The sequence below is a fragment of the Streptomyces sp. NPDC047886 genome (assembly GCF_043204435.1).
Classification (GTDB): Bacteria; Actinomycetota; Actinomycetes; order Streptomycetales; family Streptomycetaceae; genus Streptomyces.
Genome location: NZ_JBIDCF010000013.1, coordinates 106,446 through 122,301 on the forward strand (window position 1 = coordinate 106,446; position 15,856 = coordinate 122,301).

Here is a 15,856-nt window from a genome sequence, read left to right on the forward strand (position 1 = left end):
CTTCCGAAAAATTGGACAGAGGTCGAAATCAGGGGGTAATCGAACTTCCCCCAGTGAAACACAGCAAGGCTAGCAGCTCACGGGCGACGTCCTCGACGGAGGTGTTGACGAGCGTGACGTCGAACTCCGATTCGGCGGCGAGCTCGATCCTGGCCGCCGCGAGCCTGCGCTCGATGACGTCCGGCGACTCGGTGCCGCGACCGGTCAGCCGACGGACCAGTTCGTCCCAGCTCGGCGGGGCCAGGAAGACCAGCCGCGCGTCGGGCATCGACTCGCGCACCAGCCGGGCGCCCTGCAGGTCGATCTCCAGGAGGACGGGCTCGCCCGCGTCGAGCCGCTCCAGGACGGCGCGGCGCGGGGTGCCGTAGCGGTTGCCCGCGAACTCGGCCCACTCCAGCAGCTCACCGTTGGCGATCAGCTTGTCGAACTCGTCGTCGGTGACGAAGTGGTACTGCACGCCGTCCTGCTCGCCGGGGCGCGGCTTACGGGTCGTCGCCGACACCGACAGCCAGACTTCCGGGTGGACCTTGCGCATATGGGCGACGACCGTGCTCTTGCCGACCCCTGAGGGGCCGGAGAGCACGGTCAGTCGCGGACGTACGTCCGGGGGCTCGGGGGTCGTCCCCCGGGATGTTGCAGCCATGGGGCGATTATTCCAGCTTCCCACCGGTGGCCTTGACGTCAGGCTCCGGTGCTGCCGAACTCGCGCTCCAGGGATGCGATCTGGTTGGAGCCGAGACCCCGCACACGACGGCTCTCGGAGATGCCGAGCCGCTCCATGATCTGCTTGGCGCGGACCTTGCCCACGCCGGGCAGGGACTCCAGGAGGGCGGAGACCTTCATCTTGCCGATGACGTCGTTCTCCTGGCCCTGCTTGATGACCTCGTGGAGAGAGGCGCCGGAGTGCTTGAGTCGATTCTTGACCTCGGCCCGCTCCCGGCGAGCCGCGGCGGCCTTTTCGAGCGCGGCTGCGCGCTGTTCAGGGGTAAGGGGCGGAAGAGCCACGCCTACGTCACCTCGGATGTCGAACTGTCGGATACGGACCGGTGAGGAACCTAGTCGGCCCACACCAGGGGAGCAACGAGCAACGCAGTGACCGCTGCGAACGCTGACTCTCGTCGGAGACTAGCGGCCAGGGCCGCCGGAGTCAGCGAGAACAGAGGAAAAGTCCTGGTCAGCATTGAGCTACCCAGACATTCTGCACATAAAGACCCCGTTTCGGGTCCGGATCGCGTCAACACCGGTCACAGCCCGCCCCGAGGGCGTCACAGCGCGGCATGGACCCGCGTCCACCATGACGTACGTCACACGGGCCGCGGGTCCAGCGGGTTCCTCCGGCGTCAGGCGGAGACGGCGGCCCGTACCTCGTCCGCGTACCGGGCCGCCGCGGCGCGCAGCGCGTCCGCGTCGGGACCGTGCCGCAGGACACCCCGGCTGACGTTCGGGACGACGTTGCGCACGGCGGCGCCGAAGACCGCGGGCAGGTCCGCCGGGGTCGCGCCCTGCGCACCGATGCCGGGGGCGAGCAGCGGCCCCTGGATGTCCAGGTCGAACGAGGACAGATCGCCGAGGGTCGCGCCGACGACCGCGCCGAAGGAGCCCATGGGCTCCTCCCCCGCGTTCTCCTCGGCGAGGTGGGCGAGCATGGTGGCGGCCACGGTGCGCCCGTCGGCGCGCACGGCCCTCTGCACCTCCGCGCCCTCCGGGTTGGAGGTGAGGGCCAGGACGAACAGCCCGGCGCCGTTCTCGCGCGCCAGGTCGACGGCCGGCTTCAGGGAGCCGTAGCCGAGGTACGGCGAGACGGTCAGCGCGTCCGAGAACAGCGGCGATTCCCGGCGCAGGTACGTCTCCGCGTAGGCGCCCATCGTGGAGCCGATGTCGCCCCGCTTGGCGTCCATGACGACGAGCCCGCCCGCGTCGCGCACATCGGCGACGGCCTTCTCCAGGACGGCGACGCCCCGGGAGCCGAACCGTTCGAAGAAGGCGCTCTGCGGCTTGAACACGGCGACGCTGTCGGCGAGGGCGTCCACGACCGTGCGCGTGAACGTCTCCAGACCCGTGATGTCGTCCTTCAGACCCCAGGCGGACAGCAGCGAGGCGTGCGGGTCGATGCCGACGCAGAGCGGGCCGCGGGTGTCCATGGCCCGGCGGAGACGGGCACCGAACGGTTCGAGCGTGCTCATGCGGCGGCCTTCCGGTTGTCGGCACCGACGGCGTCGGCGAGCGTGGCGTACGGGGATGCCTTCAGCCGGGCGGCGAGGCCCTTGTTGATCGCGCGGGCGTAGAACGGGCCCTCGTAGATGAAGGCGCTGTAGCCCTGGACGAGGGTGGCGCCCGCCAGAATGCGCTGCCAGGCGTCGTCGGCGGTCTCGATGCCGCCGACGCCGACCAGCACGAGCCGGTCGCCCACGCGCGCGTGCAGGCGGCGCAGGACCTCCAGGGAGCGCTGCTTCAGGGGCGCCCCCGACAGGCCGCCGGTCTCCTTGACGACCGCGGGGTCGGAGGCGAGCCCGAGGCCCTCGCGGGCGATGGTGGTGTTGGTGGCGATGATGCCGTCGAGGCCGAGCTCGACCGCGAGGTCGGCGACCGCGTCGACGTCCTCGTCGGCCAGGTCGGGGGCGATCTTCACGAGGAGCGGTACGCGACGGTCGGCGACCGTGCGGTCGGCGGCCTCGCGTACGGCCGTGAGCAGCGGGCGCAGGGCCTCGGTGGCCTGGAGGTTCCGCAGGCCGGGCGTGTTGGGCGAGGAGACGTTGACGACCAGGTAGTCGGCGTGGGCGGCGAGGCGCTCGGTCGACTTCACGTAGTCGGCGGCGGCCTCGGTCTCGGGTACGGCCTTGGTCTTGCCGATGTTGACGCCGACGACGGTCCTGAAGAGCTCCGTACGCGCCGCGAGCCGCTCGGCCACGGCGGCCGAGCCCTCGTTGTTGAAGCCCATGCGGTTGATCAGGGCGCGGTCGGGGATGAGCCGGAAGAGGCGCTTCCTGGGGTTTCCCGGCTGCGGCTCGCCGGTGACCGTGCCGATCTCGACATGGTCGAAGCCGAGCATGGCCATGCCGTCGATCACGACGGCGTTCTTGTCGAAGCCGGCGGCCAGCCCGAACGGGCCGTGCATGCGCAGACCGAGCGCCTCCGTCCGCAGCTCCCTGCGGCGGGGCGCGAGCACGGCGGCGACGAAGGTGCGCAGGACGGGGACGCGGGCGGCCAGCCGGATCCAGCGGACCGCCAGGTGATGGGCCCGCTCGGGGTCCATGCGCGTGAAGACGAGGGCGAAGAAGAACTTGTACATCTCAGTGGTGTCCTCATGAGGAGCCCACCAGGGCTCATGAAGAGGGGGACACCGTTTCCGGTGTCCCCCTCGTGGGCTGCTAGTCGCGGGCCGCGATCAGGTGTTCGGCGTGTTCCTGGAGGGAGCGGACGCCGACCCCGCCGTGGTTGAGGGCGTCGATGCCCTGGACGGCCGCGGCGAGCGCCTGCACCGTCGTCAGGCACGGGACGCCGCGGGCCACGGCGGCGGTCCGGATCTCGTAGCCGTCGAGGCGGCCGCCGGTGCCGTACGGGGTGTTGACGATGAGGTCGACCTCGCCGTCGTGGATGAGGCGCACGATGGTCTTCTCGCCGCCGGGGCCCTCGCCCTCGGACTGCTTGCGCACGACGGTGGCGTTGATGCCGTTGCGCTTGAGGACCTCGGCCGTGCCGGAGGTGGCGAGCAGCTCGAAGCCGTGCGCGACGAGCTCACGCGCCGGGAAGATCATCGAGCGCTTGTCCCGGTTGGCGACCGAGATGAACGCCCGGCCCTTGGTGGGCAGCGGTCCGTAGGCGCCGGCCTGCGACTTGGCGTACGCCGTGCCGAAGACCGAGTCGATGCCCATGACCTCGCCGGTGGAGCGCATCTCCGGGCCGAGGACCGTGTCGACGCCCCGGCCGTGGATGTCGCGGAACCGCGACCACGGCATGACGGCCTCCTTGACGGAGATCGGCGCGTCGAGCGGCAGGGTGCCGCCGTCGCCGGTCCTCGGGAGCAGGCCCTCGGCGCGCAGCTCGGCGATGGTCGCGCCGAGCGAGATGCGCGCGGCGGCCTTCGCGAGCGGCACGGCCGTCGCCTTCGAGGTGAAGGGGACGGTCCGGGAGGCGCGCGGGTTGGCCTCCAGGACGTAGAGGATGTCGCCGGCCAGGGCGAACTGGATGTTGATCAGGCCGCGGACGCCGACGCCCTTGGCGATCGCCTCGGTGGAGACGCGAAGGCGCTTGATGTCGAAGCCGCCGAGCGTGATCGGGGGCAGGGCGCAGGCCGAGTCGCCGGAGTGGATACCGGCCTCCTCGATGTGCTCCATGACACCGCCGAGGTACAGCTCCTCGCCGTCGTACAGGGCGTCGACGTCGATCTCGATCGCGTCGTCGAGGAAGCGGTCCACGAGGACCGGACGGGTCGGGGAGATCTCGGTGGACTCGGCGATGTACGTGGACAGCCGCGCCTCGTCGTAGACGATCTCCATGCCGCGCCCGCCGAGCACGTACGAGGGACGTACGAGGACGGGGTAGCCGATCTCGTCGGCGATGGCCTTGGCCTCGGCGAAGGTGGTGGCGGTGCCGTGCTTGGGGGCCGGCAGACCGGCCTCCTGCAGGACGCGGCCGAAGGCGCCTCGGTCCTCGGCGGCGTGGATGGCCTCCGGCGAGGTGCCGACGACCGGGACGCCGTTGTCCTTCAGCGCCTGGGCGAGACCCAGCGGGGTCTGGCCGCCGAGCTGGACGACGACACCGGCGATCGGGCCGGCCTGCGCCTCGGCGTGGACGATCTCCAGTACGTCCTCCAGGGTGAGCGGCTCGAAGTAGAGCCGGTCGGAGGTGTCGTAGTCGGTGGAGACGGTCTCCGGGTTGCAGTTGACCATCACGGTCTCGAAGCCCGCGTCGTGCAGCGCGAACGAGGCGTGGACGCAGGAGTAGTCGAACTCGATGCCCTGGCCGATGCGGTTCGGGCCGGAGCCCAGGATGATCACGGCGGGCTTCTCGCGCGGGGCGACCTCGCTCTCCTCGTCGTACGAGGAGTAGAAGTACGGCGTCCTCGCGGCGAACTCGGCGGCGCAGGTGTCGACCGTCTTGTAGACCGGGCGTACGCCGAGCGCGTGGCGGACCTCGCGGACGACGTCCTCGCGCAGGTCCCGGATCTCGCCGATCTGCGCGTCCGAGAAGCCGTGCCGCTTGGCCTCGGCGAGCAGTTCCGGTTCGAGCTTGTCCGCGGCGGCGAGCTCGTCCGCGATCTCCTTGATCAGGAAGAGCTGGTCCACGAACCAGGGGTCGATCTTCGTGGCGTCGAAGACCTCCTCGCGGGTGGCGCCGGCGCGGATGGCCCGCATGACGGTGTTGATCCGGCCGTCGGTGGGGCGCACGGCCTCGCGCAGCAGCTCGTCCTTGTCGCCGGGCTCGCCGGTGAAGGTGAACTGGCTGCCCTTCTTCTCCAGCGAGCGCAGGGCCTTCTGGAGGGCCTCGGTGAAGTTCCGGCCGATGGCCATGGCCTCGCCGACCGACTTCATGGTGGTGGTGAGGGTGGAGTCGGCGGAGGGGAACTTCTCGAAGGCGAAGCGCGGGGCCTTGACCACGACGTAGTCGAGCGTCGGCTCGAAGGAGGCCGGGGTCTGCTCGGTGATGTCGTTGGGGATCTCGTCCAGCGTGTAGCCGACGGCGAGCCGGGCGGCGATCTTGGCGATCGGGAAGCCGGTGGCCTTGGAGGCGAGCGCCGACGACCGGGAGACGCGCGGGTTCATCTCGATGACGATGACCCGGCCGTCCTCGGGGTTGACCGCGAACTGGATGTTGCAGCCGCCCGTGTCCACGCCGACCTCGCGGATGATGGCGATGCCGACGTCGCGCAGGATCTGGTACTCGCGGTCGGTGAGGGTCATCGCCGGGGCGACGGTGATCGAGTCACCGGTGTGGACGCCCATCGGGTCGAAGTTCTCGATGGAGCAGACGACCACGACGTTGTCGTGCTTGTCGCGCATCAGCTCCAGCTCGTACTCCTTCCAGCCGAGGATGGACTCCTCCAGGAGCACCTCGGTGGTGGGAGACAGGGTGAGGCCCTGGCCCGCGATACGGCGCAGCTCGTCCTCGTCGTGGGCGAAGCCGGAGCCGGCGCCGCCCATGGTGAAGGAGGGGCGGACGACGACGGGGTAGCCGCCGAGCGTCTCGACGCCCTTGAGGACGTCGTCCATGGAGTGGCAGATGACCGAGCGGGCGGACTCGCCGTGGCCGATCTTGGCGTTGACCGCCTCGACGACCCCCTTGAAGAGGTCGCGGTCCTCGCCCTTGTGGATGGCCTCGACGTTGGCGCCGATCAGCTCGACGCCGTACTTCTCCAGGACCCCCTGCTCGTGCATGGAGATCGCGGTGTTCAGCGCGGTCTGGCCGCCGAGGGTCGGCAGCAGCGCGTCGGGGCGCTCCTTGGCGATGATCTTCTCGACGAACTCGGGGGTGATCGGCTCGACGTACGTGGCGTCGGCGATCTCCGGGTCGGTCATGATCGTCGCGGGGTTGGAGTTGACCAGGATGACCCGCAGGCCCTCGGACTTGAGGACGCGGCAGGCCTGGGTGCCGGAGTAGTCGAACTCGGCGGCCTGGCCGATGACGATCGGTCCGGAGCCGATGACCAGGACGGACTGGATATCGGTGCGCTTAGGCACGCTCGGCCTCCATGAGGGTGACGAAGCGGTCGAAGAGGTACGCGGCGTCGTGCGGGCCGGCGGCCGCCTCGGGGTGGTACTGGACGCTGAAGGCCGGCTGGTCGAGCAGCTGGAGGCCCTCCACCACGTTGTCGTTCAGGCAGACGTGGGAGACCTCGGCGCGGCCGTAGGGGGTGTCGGACACCTGGTCGAGCGGGGCGTCGACGGCGAAGCCGTGGTTGTGCGCGGTGACCTCGACCTTGCCGGTCGTACGGTCCTGCACCGGCTGGTTGATGCCGCGGTGGCCGTACTTCAGCTTGTACGTGCCGAAGCCGAGGGCGCGGCCGAGGATCTGGTTGCCGAAGCAGATGCCGAACAGGGGCGTCCGGCGCTCCAGGACGGCCCGCATGAGGGCGACGGGGCCGTCGGCGGTGGCGGGGTCGCCGGGGCCGTTGGAGAAGAACACCCCGTCGGGGTTGACGGCGTAGACGTCGTCGGCGGTGGCGGTGGCGGGCAGTACGTGCACCTCGATGCCGCGCTCGGCCATCCGCTGCGGGGTCATGCCCTTGATGCCGAGGTCGACGGCGGCGACGGTGAACTTCGCTGTGCCAATCGGGACGGCTTCGCCGTCGGGGCCGATCGCGGGCACGACGTACGGCTCCTTGGTCGCGACCTCGGCGGAGAGGTTCGCGCCCTTCATCTGCGGCTGCGCCTGGACCTTCGCCAGCAGCGCCTCCTCGCGGACGCCGGACCACGCGTCGCCGGAGAAGATGCCGACGCGCATGGCGCCGCGCTCGCGCAGGTGCCGGGTGAGCGCGCGGGTGTCGATGCCGCTGATGCCGACGACGCCCTGGCGCTCCAGCTCCTCGTCGAGCGAGCGCGTGGCGCGCCAGTTGGAGGGGGTGCGGGCGGGGTCGCGGACGACATAGCCGGAGACCCAGATGCGGGCCGACTCCGGGTCCTCGTCGTTGACGCCGGTGTTGCCGACGTGCGGGGCGGTCATGACCACGACCTGGCGGTGGTACGACGGGTCGGTCAGGGTCTCCTGGTAGCCGGTCATGCCAGTGGAGAACACCGCCTCGCCGAAGGTCTCCCCCACGGCCCCGTAGGCGCGGCCGCGGAACGTGCGGCCGTCCTCCAGGACGAGTACGGCGGGAACCCTCGTTCCCCGGGTGGAGGTCGTCATCGTGCGGCGCCTTCCGTCTTCGTGGTGGTGTTCTTGGTGGTCATGGAGTTGATGGCCGCGACCCAGCCGGTGTGCTCGGCCGCCAGGTCGGAGCGGAAGCCGGAGTCGATCAGCCTCTCGCCGTGCTCCCAGGTGACGATCAGCAGCCCGCCCTCGGCGAGGACCTTGCCCGCGATTCCCTTGTCGAGCCGGGCCTCGCGCAGCCGGTCGGCCGGGATGAAGAAGTCGGTCGCCCCGGGGCGTACGACGTTCAGGCCGGCGTCGCCGAGCGTCAGCTCGACGCGGCTGCGGGTGCCGAGGCCGTGCGCCACGATCCGGTCGAGCCACTGTCCGGCGGTCGTGGACCCGTGGTAGCGCCCGCTCATGCTCAGTGTCGCCGTACCGGGGGCTTCCGGCGCGGCGGGAAGCTCCGGCAGGTCCGACTGGAGGCTGCCGCGCCACGTCCAGCCCTGGCGCATCAGCCAGTAGACGAAGGCGATGAAGAGCAGCAGTCCGGCGACCCAGCCGAGGCGGGCCGCCCAGTCGGTCACCTCCGCCGACTTCTGGTCGGCAGCGAATTCGATGAGAGTTGTCACGCCAGCTTCCCGTCCACGAGCGTCGCCCGGCCCCGCAGATAGGTGTGGGTGACGCGTCCCGGCAGCTCGCGGCCCTCATAGGGGGTGTTGCGGCTGCGGGAGGCGAAGCCCGCGGGGTCCACCGCTCCACGGTATGCCGGATCCACCAGCGTCAGGTTGGCGGGCTCACCTGCCGAGACGGGGCGGCCGTGGCCGGTGGCCCGGCCGATCGCGGCGGGCTTGAACGACATGCGGTCGGCGACGCCCGCCCAGTCGAGCAGCCCGGTCTCGACCATGGTGTGCTGCACGACGGACAGGGCGGTCTCCAGGCCGACCATGCCCATGGCGGCCGCCGCCCACTCGCAGTCCTTGTCCTCGTGCGGGTGCGGGGCGTGGTCGGTGGCGACGATGTCGATCGTGCCGTCGGCGAGGGCCTCGCGCAGGGCCATGACGTCGCGCTCGGTGCGCAGCGGCGGGTTGACCTTGTAGACGGGGTTGTACGTGCGGACGAGCTCGTCCGTCAGCAGCAGGTGGTGCGGGGTGACCTCGGCGGTGACGTCGATGCCGCGGGACTTGGCCCAGCGGACGATCTCCACGGAGCCGGCGGTGGACAGGTGGCAGATGTGGACGCGGGAGCCGACGTGCTCGGCGAGCAGCACGTCCCGGGCGATGATCGACTCCTCGGCGACGGCGGGCCAGCCGCCGAGGCCGAGTTCGGCGGAGACGATGCCCTCGTTCATCTGGGCGCCCTCGGTCAGCCGGGGCTCCTGCGCGTGCTGGGCGACGACACCGCCGAACGCCTTCACGTACTCCAGGGCGCGCCGCATGATGACGGCGTCGTCCACGCACTTGCCGTCGTCGGAGAAGACGGTGACACCGGCCGCGGACTCGTGCATGGCGCCGAGCTCGGCGAGCTTCCTGCCCTCCAGGCCGACGGTGACGGCGCCGATGGGCTGGACGTCGCAGTAGCCGTGTTCCCGGCCGAGCCGGTAGACCTGCTCCACGACACCGGCGGTGTCGGCGACCGGGAAGGTGTTGGCCATGGCGAACACGGCGGTGTAGCCGCCGCTCGCGGCGGCGCGGGTGCCGGTGAGGACGGTCTCGGAGTCCTCACGGCCGGGCTCGCGCAGGTGGGTGTGCAGGTCGACGAGGCCGGGCAGCAGGATCTTGCCCTCGGCCTCCACGACGGTGACGCCTTCGGCGTCCGGGCCGGTGCCGCTGATGTCGATCCCGCCCCGGGGGGCGGTGGCGGCGATGGTCTCGCCGTCGATCAGGACGTCCTGGGCCTCGCCGCCGAGGACCTGCGCACCGCGGATCAGGGTCTTGCTCATGGTTCTCAGTTCTCCTCGGTGCGGGACGGCTCGGTGCGGGACGGTTCGGTACGGGCGGCCGCGGGGGACGTCGGCTGGGTGACGGCGGGCTCGTTGCCGCCGAGCAGCAGGTAGAGGACGGCCATCCGGATCGACACGCCGTTGGCGACCTGCTCCACGACCGTGCAGCGGGCGGAGTCGGCCACCTCGGCGGTGATCTCCATGCCGCGCACCATGGGCCCGGGGTGCATCACGACGGCGTGTTCCGGCATCTTCGCCATGCGGTCGCCGTCGAGCCCGTAGCGGCGCGAGTACTCGCGCTCGGTCGGGAAGAACGCGGCGTTCATGCGTTCGCGCTGGACGCGGAGCATCATCACGGCGTCGGACTTCGGCAGGGTGCTGTCGAGGTCGTAGGACACCTCGCAGGGCCAGGTGCCGACACCGACCGGGACGAGCGTGGGGGGCGCGACGAGGGTGACCTCGGCGCCGAGCGTGTGCAGCAGGTCCACGTTGGAGCGGGCGACCCGGCTGTGCAGGACGTCGCCGACGATGGTGATCCGCTTGCCGGACAGGTCCTGGCCGATTCCGGCGTCGGGGCCGATGAGGCGGCGGCGCATGGTGAACGCGTCGAGCAGGGCCTGCGTCGGGTGCTGGTGGGTGCCGTCGCCGGCGTTGATCACCGGGGCGTCGATCCAGCCGGAGGTGGCGAGCCGGTAGGGGGCGCCGGAGGCGCCGTGCCGGATGACGACGGCGTCGACGCCCATGGCCTCCAGGGTCTGGGCGGTGTCCTTGAGCGACTCGCCCTTGGAGACGCTGGAGCCCTTGGCCGCGAAGTTGATGACGTCGGCGGAGAGGCGCTTCTCGGCGGCCTCGAAGGAGATCCGGGTGCGGGTCGAGTCCTCGAAGAAGAGGTTGCAGATCGTACGGCCGCGCAGGGTGGGCAGCTTCTTGATCGGCCGGTCCGCGACGCGGGCCATCTCCTCGGCGGTGTCGAGGATCAGGACGGCGTCGTCGCGGGTGAGGTCGGCGGCCGAGATGAGGTGACGCTTCATCTGGGTGTTCTCCGGTGTGGTGGAGGTCTGGAGTCCGGGGGCCGGGGTCGGGTCCGCCAGCCGCGGGTGTGCGGGGGTTCCGGGAGGGCCGGCGGGCATGCGGGCGCGCGGCGGCACGGTTCCGCGCCTCGTGGCCGGGGCGGGGGTGTGCCGCGCGGGCGGGTGCTACTGCTCGCCTGCCGGGGTGGTCTGACGCAGGCCGAGCAGCACGGTGTCGCGACCGTCCTCCTCGGCGAGCAGGACCTTGACCGTCTCCCGCAACGACGTGGGGAGGTTCTTGCCGACGTAGTCGGCACGGATGGGGAGTTCGCGGTGGCCTCGGTCGACCAGGACGGCGAGCTGGACGGCGCGCGGGCGGCCGATGTCGCCGAGCGCGTCGAGGGCGGCGCGGATGGTGCGGCCGGAGAACAGCACGTCGTCGACGAGGACGACGAGGCGGCCGTCGACGCCGTCACCGGGGATGTCGGTACGGGCGAGCGCACGTGCGGGGCGGAGCCGCAGGTCGTCGCGGTACATGGTGATGTCGAGGGAGCCGACCGGGATGGCGCGTCCGGTGATCTGCTCCAGCTTCTCGGCGAGCCTGCGGGCGAGGAAGACGCCACGGGTCGGAATGCCGAGGAGCACCACGTCGTCGGCGCCCTTGGCGCGTTCGACGATCTCGTGGGCGATGCGGGTCAGTACCCGCGCGATGTCGGGGCCCTCGAGAACGGGGCGCGCGGCATCGGACTGCTGGATTGCGTCCATACGAAACGGACCTCCTTCTCCGCCTCACGGGACGGATCTTAAAGGACGTCTAGATTGCGCCACCCACGGTACCAGGGCCCGGGAGGGGGTGGTGACACCCCTGGGGAGCGGGGGCATTCCCTGGAAGGAGGCCGGTACGGACCATTTCGGCTTGACGCGCGCAGGTAACGCTGCGTAACCTCACAGTGAGTTACCAGCCGCGCGGCAGAGCCGCATGTCGACACTGCGTCCCGGGAGCTATATGTCCAGCGAATACGCAAAACAGCTCGGGGCCAAGCTCCGTGCCATCCGCACCCAGCAGGGCCTCTCCCTCCACGGTGTTGAGGAGAAGTCCCAGGGCCGCTGGAAGGCCGTCGTGGTCGGTTCGTACGAGCGCGGCGACCGTGCCGTGACCGTGCAGCGCCTCGCCGAGCTGGCCGACTTCTATGGCGTCCCGGTGCAGGAGCTGCTGCCGGGCACCACGCCCGGTGGGGCCGCCGAGCCGCCGCCGAAGCTCGTTCTGGACCTGGAGCGCCTGGCTCACGTCCCGCAGGAGAAGGCGGGCCCGCTGCAGCGTTACGCCGCGACGATCCAGTCGCAGCGCGGCGACTACAACGGCAAGGTGCTGTCGATCCGCCAGGACGACCTGCGCACGCTGGCCGTGATCTACGACCAGTCGCCCTCGGTGCTGACCGAGCAGCTGATCAGCTGGGGCGTGCTGGACGCGGACGCACGCCGTGCCGTCGCGCACGAAGAGGCCTGAGTCTTCCGGCCACCGCAGAGCAGAAACGTTGCCGCCGGGTGCGGCGGGAGTCTCGGACCCCGCCCGTACCCGGCGGTTCCCGTCTGTGGGGCGGGCACCGCTCCCGCGCGTGCGGCGGAGCACGGGGAGGGAGTACGGCAGACGCCGAAGGGCCCGCGGCGCGGAGGTGCGCTGCGGGCCCTTCGTACGGGCGGAGAGCATCAAGCTCTGGCCAGAGCTCAGTCCCTGCGGAGGCTCGGCTTCAGATCCTTGAAGCGGGCCAGGAGACCGTTGACGAACGACGGGGAATCGTCGGTGGAGAACTCCTTGGCGAGCTGCACCGCCTCGTCGATCACCACGGCGTCCGGAGTGCCGTCCACCCACACCAGCTCATAGGCGCCGAGGCGCAGGATGTTGCGGTCGACCACGGGCATCCGGTCGAGGGTCCAGCCCACGGCGTAGGTGGAGATGAGGTCGTCGATGCGCTCCGCGTACTTCGCGTAGCCCTCGACCAGCTCCATCGTGTAGTCGTTGACCGGCGGCTGCCGGTCATCGGTCCGGGCGTGCCGAATCCAGTCCGCGAGGACCTCGTGCACGGACGCACCGCGCTGGTCGGCCTCGAAGAGGATCTGGAAGGCACGCTTGCGGGCCTTGTTCCGGGCGGCCACGGTTAGCTGTTCACCCGGCCGAGGTAGTCGCCGGAACGCGTGTCGACCTTGATCTTCTCACCGGTGGTGATGAAGAGCGGGACCTGGATGGTGTAGCCGGTCTCCAGCGTGGCGGGCTTGGTGCCACCCGTGGAGCGGTCGCCCTGGACGCCCGGCTCGGTGTCCTGGATGACCAGCTCGACGGCGGCCGGCAGCTCGACGTAGAGCACCTCGCCCTCGTGCGTGGCCACGGTCGCGGTGAAGCCCTCGATGAGGAAGTTCGCGGCGTCGCCGACGGCGGCGCGGGACACATGCAGCTGGTCGTAGGTCTGCATGTCCATGAAGACGAAGTACTCGCCGTCCATGTACGAGAACTGCATGTCGCGGCGGTCGACGGTGGCCGTCTCGACCTTGACACCGGCGTTGAAGGTCTTGTCGACGATCTTCCCGGAGAGCACGTTCTTGAGCTTGGTGCGCACGAAGGCCGGGCCCTTACCGGGCTTGACGTGCTGGAACTCGACGACGGACCACAGCTGGTCGTTGTCGAGCTTGAGCACCATGCCGTTCTTGAGGTCGTTCGTGGTGGCCACGGTTGCGGAATCTCCTGGACTGACGCTGGTGGAACGACCGAGGAAGGCGACGGTCGCGCGCTAGAGCGCGAGAAGCTCCTTGGTCGTGATGGTGAGTAGCTCGGGGCCGCCGTCCGCCACCTGGCGTACGACGAGCGTGTCATCGATCCGGACGCCGCCCCTGCCCGGGAGGTGGACCCCCGGTTCGACGGTGACCGGCACGCAAGCGTCCAGTTTACCCATGGCGGCGGGTGAGAGCTGCGGGTCCTCCCCGATTTCCAGGCCCACACCGTGTCCGAGGGCCGGCGCGAGCCCCTCGCCGTACCCGGCGGCGTCCAGGATCTGCCGGGCGGCGCGGTCGACGTCACGGAAGGCGGTGCCGGGCGCCAGGGCCTCACGGGCGGCGCGCTGAGCGGCGAAGACGAGATCGTACAGCTCGATCTGCCAGTCGGCGGGCGCGGTCCCGATGACGAAGGTCCGGCCGATCTCGCAGCGGTAGCCCCGGTAGTTGGCGCCCAGGCACACGGAGAGGAAATCGCCTTCCTCGACACGCCGGTCGGACGGCCTGTGGCGGCTCCGGCCGGCGTTCGCTCCCGTGGCGACGGAGGTGGGGAAGGCCGGGCCGTCCGCGCCGTGGTCCACGAGCCGCCGCTCCAGCTCCAGCGCGAGATGGCGTTCGGTGCGTCCGACGAGGATGGACTCCAGGAGCTCGCCGAGCGCCTGGTCGGTGATCTCCGCGGCGATCCGGAGGCAGGTGATCTCCTCCTCGTCCTTGACGATCCGCTCCTGCTCGATGGCGGTGCCCAGGTCGGCCAGGCGCAGCCGGGGCGCCACCGAGCCGACGGCCCGGTACCGGGCGACGCTCAGGTGGTGCTCCTCGACGGCGAGGACGTCGGCGCCCGCCTTCCCGGCGGCGTCGGCGGCGGCGACGGCCGGATCACCGCCCGACGCGGGCAGCACGGTCAGCCGCAGCCCCTCGTCCAGGCGCCCGTCGGCGGGGTCCCCGTCGGGCGCGCCGGGACAGAGCAGCGTGTCCTCGCCGCCGCCGATGAGCAGGACGGCGCCGGGCGGCGAACCGCCCGCGAGGTAGCGGACGTTGGCGGGGCGGGAGACGAGGGCCGCCGCGGATCCGGCCGCCGCGCACCGGTCGCGCAGCCGCCCGCGGCGGTCCGCAAACACCTCTGACATGCCCCGAGCGTACGAGCGCCCGCGCCGCCCCGCAGTTCCAGCGCATCCGCCCGGGGGTCGGGGCGCGCGGCCGGTGGCCGCCGGGGCCGCCCGGGGCCGGCGAGCGCCTCGGGTCTGCGCGCCCGCCCGGGGACTACCAGCTGGGCGGACTGGCTATGGAGCGGGCCAGGACCTCGTCGAGTACGCGGGCGGTGGTCTCCACGTCGTACTTGGAGTTGTCGATGATCGGCAGTCCCGAGCCGTACCAGCCGGCCATACGGCCGTGGATGCTGGCCACCTCCTCGTCGGAGAGCCTGCGGTTGCCGCTGCGCTCGGCGTTGCGCTCCAGGACGATCTCCAGGCCCGGCAGCAGGACCACCGGCAGCAGGCCGGGCCCGACGTGGCGCTTCCAGCCGCCGAGGCCGACGACCGGACGGTCCGGGAAGACGGCGTCGTCCAGGATGCAGGAGATGCCGTTCGCCAGGAAGTTGCGCGCGGCGAAGCCGCAGGTGCGGCGGGCCAGCCGGTACTGCGCCTCGGAGTGCTCGTTCCAGCCGGACTGGGGGTCGGCGAACCCGGCGCAGACCCATTCCCGTACGTCGTCCAGGCTGATGTGCGCGGTGGGGACGCGGCGGCTGCGCGCCCAGTGCCGGGCGACGGTCGTCTTGCCCGCCCCCGCGGGTCCGATGAGCAGCACGGCGAGCGTCGCGGTGCCCGTGCCGGGGCCGTGCTCCGCGGGCGGCGCGGAGGGAGCGGTGACCAGGCCGCCGGGCGGGAGCTGGATGTGGCCGGTGGTGTCGCGCGGCGGCGGCCCGGAGGGGGCGTGGCGCGGTGCGGGCCCGGTCCACCCCGGTCCGGCGGGCGGCGCGGACGGCTGGTGCGGCGCGGGCGGCTGGTGTGGCGCGGGCGGCTGCGGGGCCGGGTGCTGCGGAGACGGCGGCTGCGGGGCCGGTGGGACGGGCGGCGCGGGCGGCTGGTGCGGCGCGGGATGCTGCGGCGCCGGTGGCGGGGGCTGGTGCGGCGCCGGTGGCGTGGGAGGTGGCGGCGGGCCGGGGTGCTGGGACTGGTGCGTCCACGCGGCCGCCGCGTGCCCCGAGCCCTGGGGCGGCGGCAGCGGTGCCCCCACTGCGTGCTGCATCCGGTGCCACTTTCGTCTCGTACGACTGACCCTGTTCGGGCGGCAGTTCGCCCGCCCGTTATCGAACCGTACCCTCCCCGGCCGTCAGTGGGTGAACGGCCGGGGAGCGCGT

The 15,856-nt window shown here is 71.4% G+C and carries 15 protein-coding genes; 1 reads left to right on the forward strand and 14 read right to left on the reverse strand.

Translation table 11 applies throughout. From position 1 onward, the window contains the following. Positions 1-28: 28 nt before the first annotated feature. The 10 genes from gmk to pyrR form a co-directional block, all read right to left on the reverse strand. Positions 29-643 (reverse strand): guanylate kinase, encoded by a 615-nt coding sequence (gene gmk / locus ACGF5U_RS29745; protein ID WP_392717648.1) that lies wholly within the window; start codon positions 641-643, stop codon positions 29-31. A 38-nt stretch (positions 644-681) separates the two neighbouring features. Continuing rightward, on the reverse strand, positions 682-1,005 hold the full coding sequence (locus tag ACGF5U_RS29750; RefSeq protein WP_026246651.1) for an integration host factor: 324 nt from the start codon (positions 1,003-1,005) through the stop codon (positions 682-684). A gap of 335 nt (positions 1,006-1,340) precedes the next feature. Beyond that, positions 1,341-2,183, reverse strand: coding sequence for an orotidine-5'-phosphate decarboxylase (gene pyrF, locus ACGF5U_RS29755; RefSeq protein WP_392717650.1), 843 nt, complete (start codon positions 2,181-2,183; stop codon positions 1,341-1,343). Continuing rightward, positions 2,180-3,289 (reverse strand): quinone-dependent dihydroorotate dehydrogenase, encoded by a 1,110-nt coding sequence (locus ACGF5U_RS29760; protein ID WP_392717652.1) that lies wholly within the window; start codon positions 3,287-3,289, stop codon positions 2,180-2,182. The genes pyrF and ACGF5U_RS29760 overlap by 4 nt, the downstream gene beginning before the upstream one ends. A 79-nt stretch (positions 3,290-3,368) precedes the next feature. Then, a complete protein-coding gene (carB, locus tag ACGF5U_RS29765; protein ID WP_392717654.1) occupies positions 3,369-6,677 on the reverse strand; it encodes a carbamoyl-phosphate synthase large subunit in 3,309 nt (1,102 codons plus the stop codon). Next, a complete protein-coding gene (carA, locus tag ACGF5U_RS29770; RefSeq protein ID WP_392717656.1) occupies positions 6,670-7,842 on the reverse strand; it encodes a glutamine-hydrolyzing carbamoyl-phosphate synthase small subunit in 1,173 nt (390 codons plus the stop codon). The genes carB and carA overlap by 8 nt, the downstream gene beginning before the upstream one ends. Further along, positions 7,839-8,417, reverse strand: coding sequence for a hypothetical protein (locus ACGF5U_RS29775; protein WP_392717658.1), 579 nt, complete (start codon positions 8,415-8,417; stop codon positions 7,839-7,841). The genes carA and ACGF5U_RS29775 overlap by 4 nt, the downstream gene beginning before the upstream one ends. Next, a complete protein-coding gene (locus ACGF5U_RS29780; RefSeq protein ID WP_392717660.1) occupies positions 8,414-9,727 on the reverse strand; it encodes a dihydroorotase in 1,314 nt (437 codons plus the stop codon). The genes ACGF5U_RS29775 and ACGF5U_RS29780 overlap by 4 nt, the downstream gene beginning before the upstream one ends. A 5-nt stretch (positions 9,728-9,732) precedes the next feature. Then, the gene (locus ACGF5U_RS29785) at positions 9,733-10,758 is read right to left on the reverse strand and encodes an aspartate carbamoyltransferase catalytic subunit (RefSeq protein ID WP_392717662.1); all 1,026 of its coding nucleotides are present in this window, start codon (positions 10,756-10,758) and stop codon (positions 9,733-9,735) included. Positions 10,759-10,923: 165 nt separating this feature from the next. Next, positions 10,924-11,502, reverse strand: a complete 579-nt coding sequence (gene pyrR / locus ACGF5U_RS29790) for a bifunctional pyr operon transcriptional regulator/uracil phosphoribosyltransferase PyrR (RefSeq protein ID WP_392717664.1) — start codon at positions 11,500-11,502, stop codon at positions 10,924-10,926. A 241-nt stretch (positions 11,503-11,743) separates the two neighbouring features. Here pyrR and bldD point away from each other — a divergent pair, with 241 nt between their 5' ends. Then, on the forward strand, positions 11,744-12,244 hold the full coding sequence (gene bldD / locus ACGF5U_RS29795) for a transcriptional regulator BldD (protein ID WP_093608484.1): 501 nt from the start codon (positions 11,744-11,746) through the stop codon (positions 12,242-12,244). 218 nt (positions 12,245-12,462) lie between these two features. Here bldD and nusB read toward each other — a convergent pair whose 3' ends face one another. The 4 genes from nusB to ACGF5U_RS29815 all read right to left on the reverse strand — a co-directional run bounded on the left by nusB (position 12,463) and on the right by ACGF5U_RS29815 (position 15,744). Next, positions 12,463-12,891 (reverse strand): transcription antitermination factor NusB, encoded by a 429-nt coding sequence (gene nusB, locus ACGF5U_RS29800; RefSeq protein WP_392717667.1) that lies wholly within the window; start codon positions 12,889-12,891, stop codon positions 12,463-12,465. Between the two features lie 2 nt (positions 12,892-12,893). Further along, on the reverse strand, positions 12,894-13,460 hold the full coding sequence (gene efp / locus ACGF5U_RS29805) for an elongation factor P (RefSeq protein ID WP_392717669.1): 567 nt from the start codon (positions 13,458-13,460) through the stop codon (positions 12,894-12,896). Between the two features lie 60 nt (positions 13,461-13,520). Then, complete coding sequence (locus tag ACGF5U_RS29810) at positions 13,521-14,627, reverse strand: M24 family metallopeptidase (RefSeq protein WP_392717671.1); 1,107 nt, start codon at positions 14,625-14,627, stop codon at positions 13,521-13,523. 133 nt (positions 14,628-14,760) lie between these two features. Next, entirely contained in the window at positions 14,761-15,744 is a 984-nt protein-coding gene (locus ACGF5U_RS29815) for an AAA family ATPase (RefSeq protein ID WP_392717673.1), read from the reverse strand. Positions 15,745-15,856 lie beyond the last annotated feature (112 nt).

Coding starts and splice junctions, on each gene's coding strand:
- pyrR (WP_392717664.1), bottom strand. CDS start 11,502: ATGGACGCAATCCAGCAGTCCGATGCCGCGCGCCCCGTTCTCGAGGGC.
- ACGF5U_RS29760 (WP_392717652.1), bottom strand. CDS start 3,289: ATGTACAAGTTCTTCTTCGCCCTCGTCTTCACGCGCATGGACCCCGAG.
- ACGF5U_RS29780 (WP_392717660.1), bottom strand. CDS start 9,727: ATGAGCAAGACCCTGATCCGCGGTGCGCAGGTCCTCGGCGGCGAGGCC.
- pyrF (WP_392717650.1), bottom strand. CDS start 2,183: ATGAGCACGCTCGAACCGTTCGGTGCCCGTCTCCGCCGGGCCATGGAC.
- ACGF5U_RS29785 (WP_392717662.1), bottom strand. CDS start 10,758: ATGAAGCGTCACCTCATCTCGGCCGCCGACCTCACCCGCGACGACGCC.
- ACGF5U_RS29815 (WP_392717673.1), bottom strand. CDS start 15,744: ATGCAGCACGCAGTGGGGGCACCGCTGCCGCCGCCCCAGGGCTCGGGG.
- bldD (WP_093608484.1), top strand. CDS start 11,744: ATGTCCAGCGAATACGCAAAACAGCTCGGGGCCAAGCTCCGTGCCATC.
- carA (WP_392717656.1), bottom strand. CDS start 7,842: ATGACGACCTCCACCCGGGGAACGAGGGTTCCCGCCGTACTCGTCCTG.
- ACGF5U_RS29810 (WP_392717671.1), bottom strand. CDS start 14,627: ATGTCAGAGGTGTTTGCGGACCGCCGCGGGCGGCTGCGCGACCGGTGC.
- gmk (WP_392717648.1), bottom strand. CDS start 643: ATGGCTGCAACATCCCGGGGGACGACCCCCGAGCCCCCGGACGTACGT.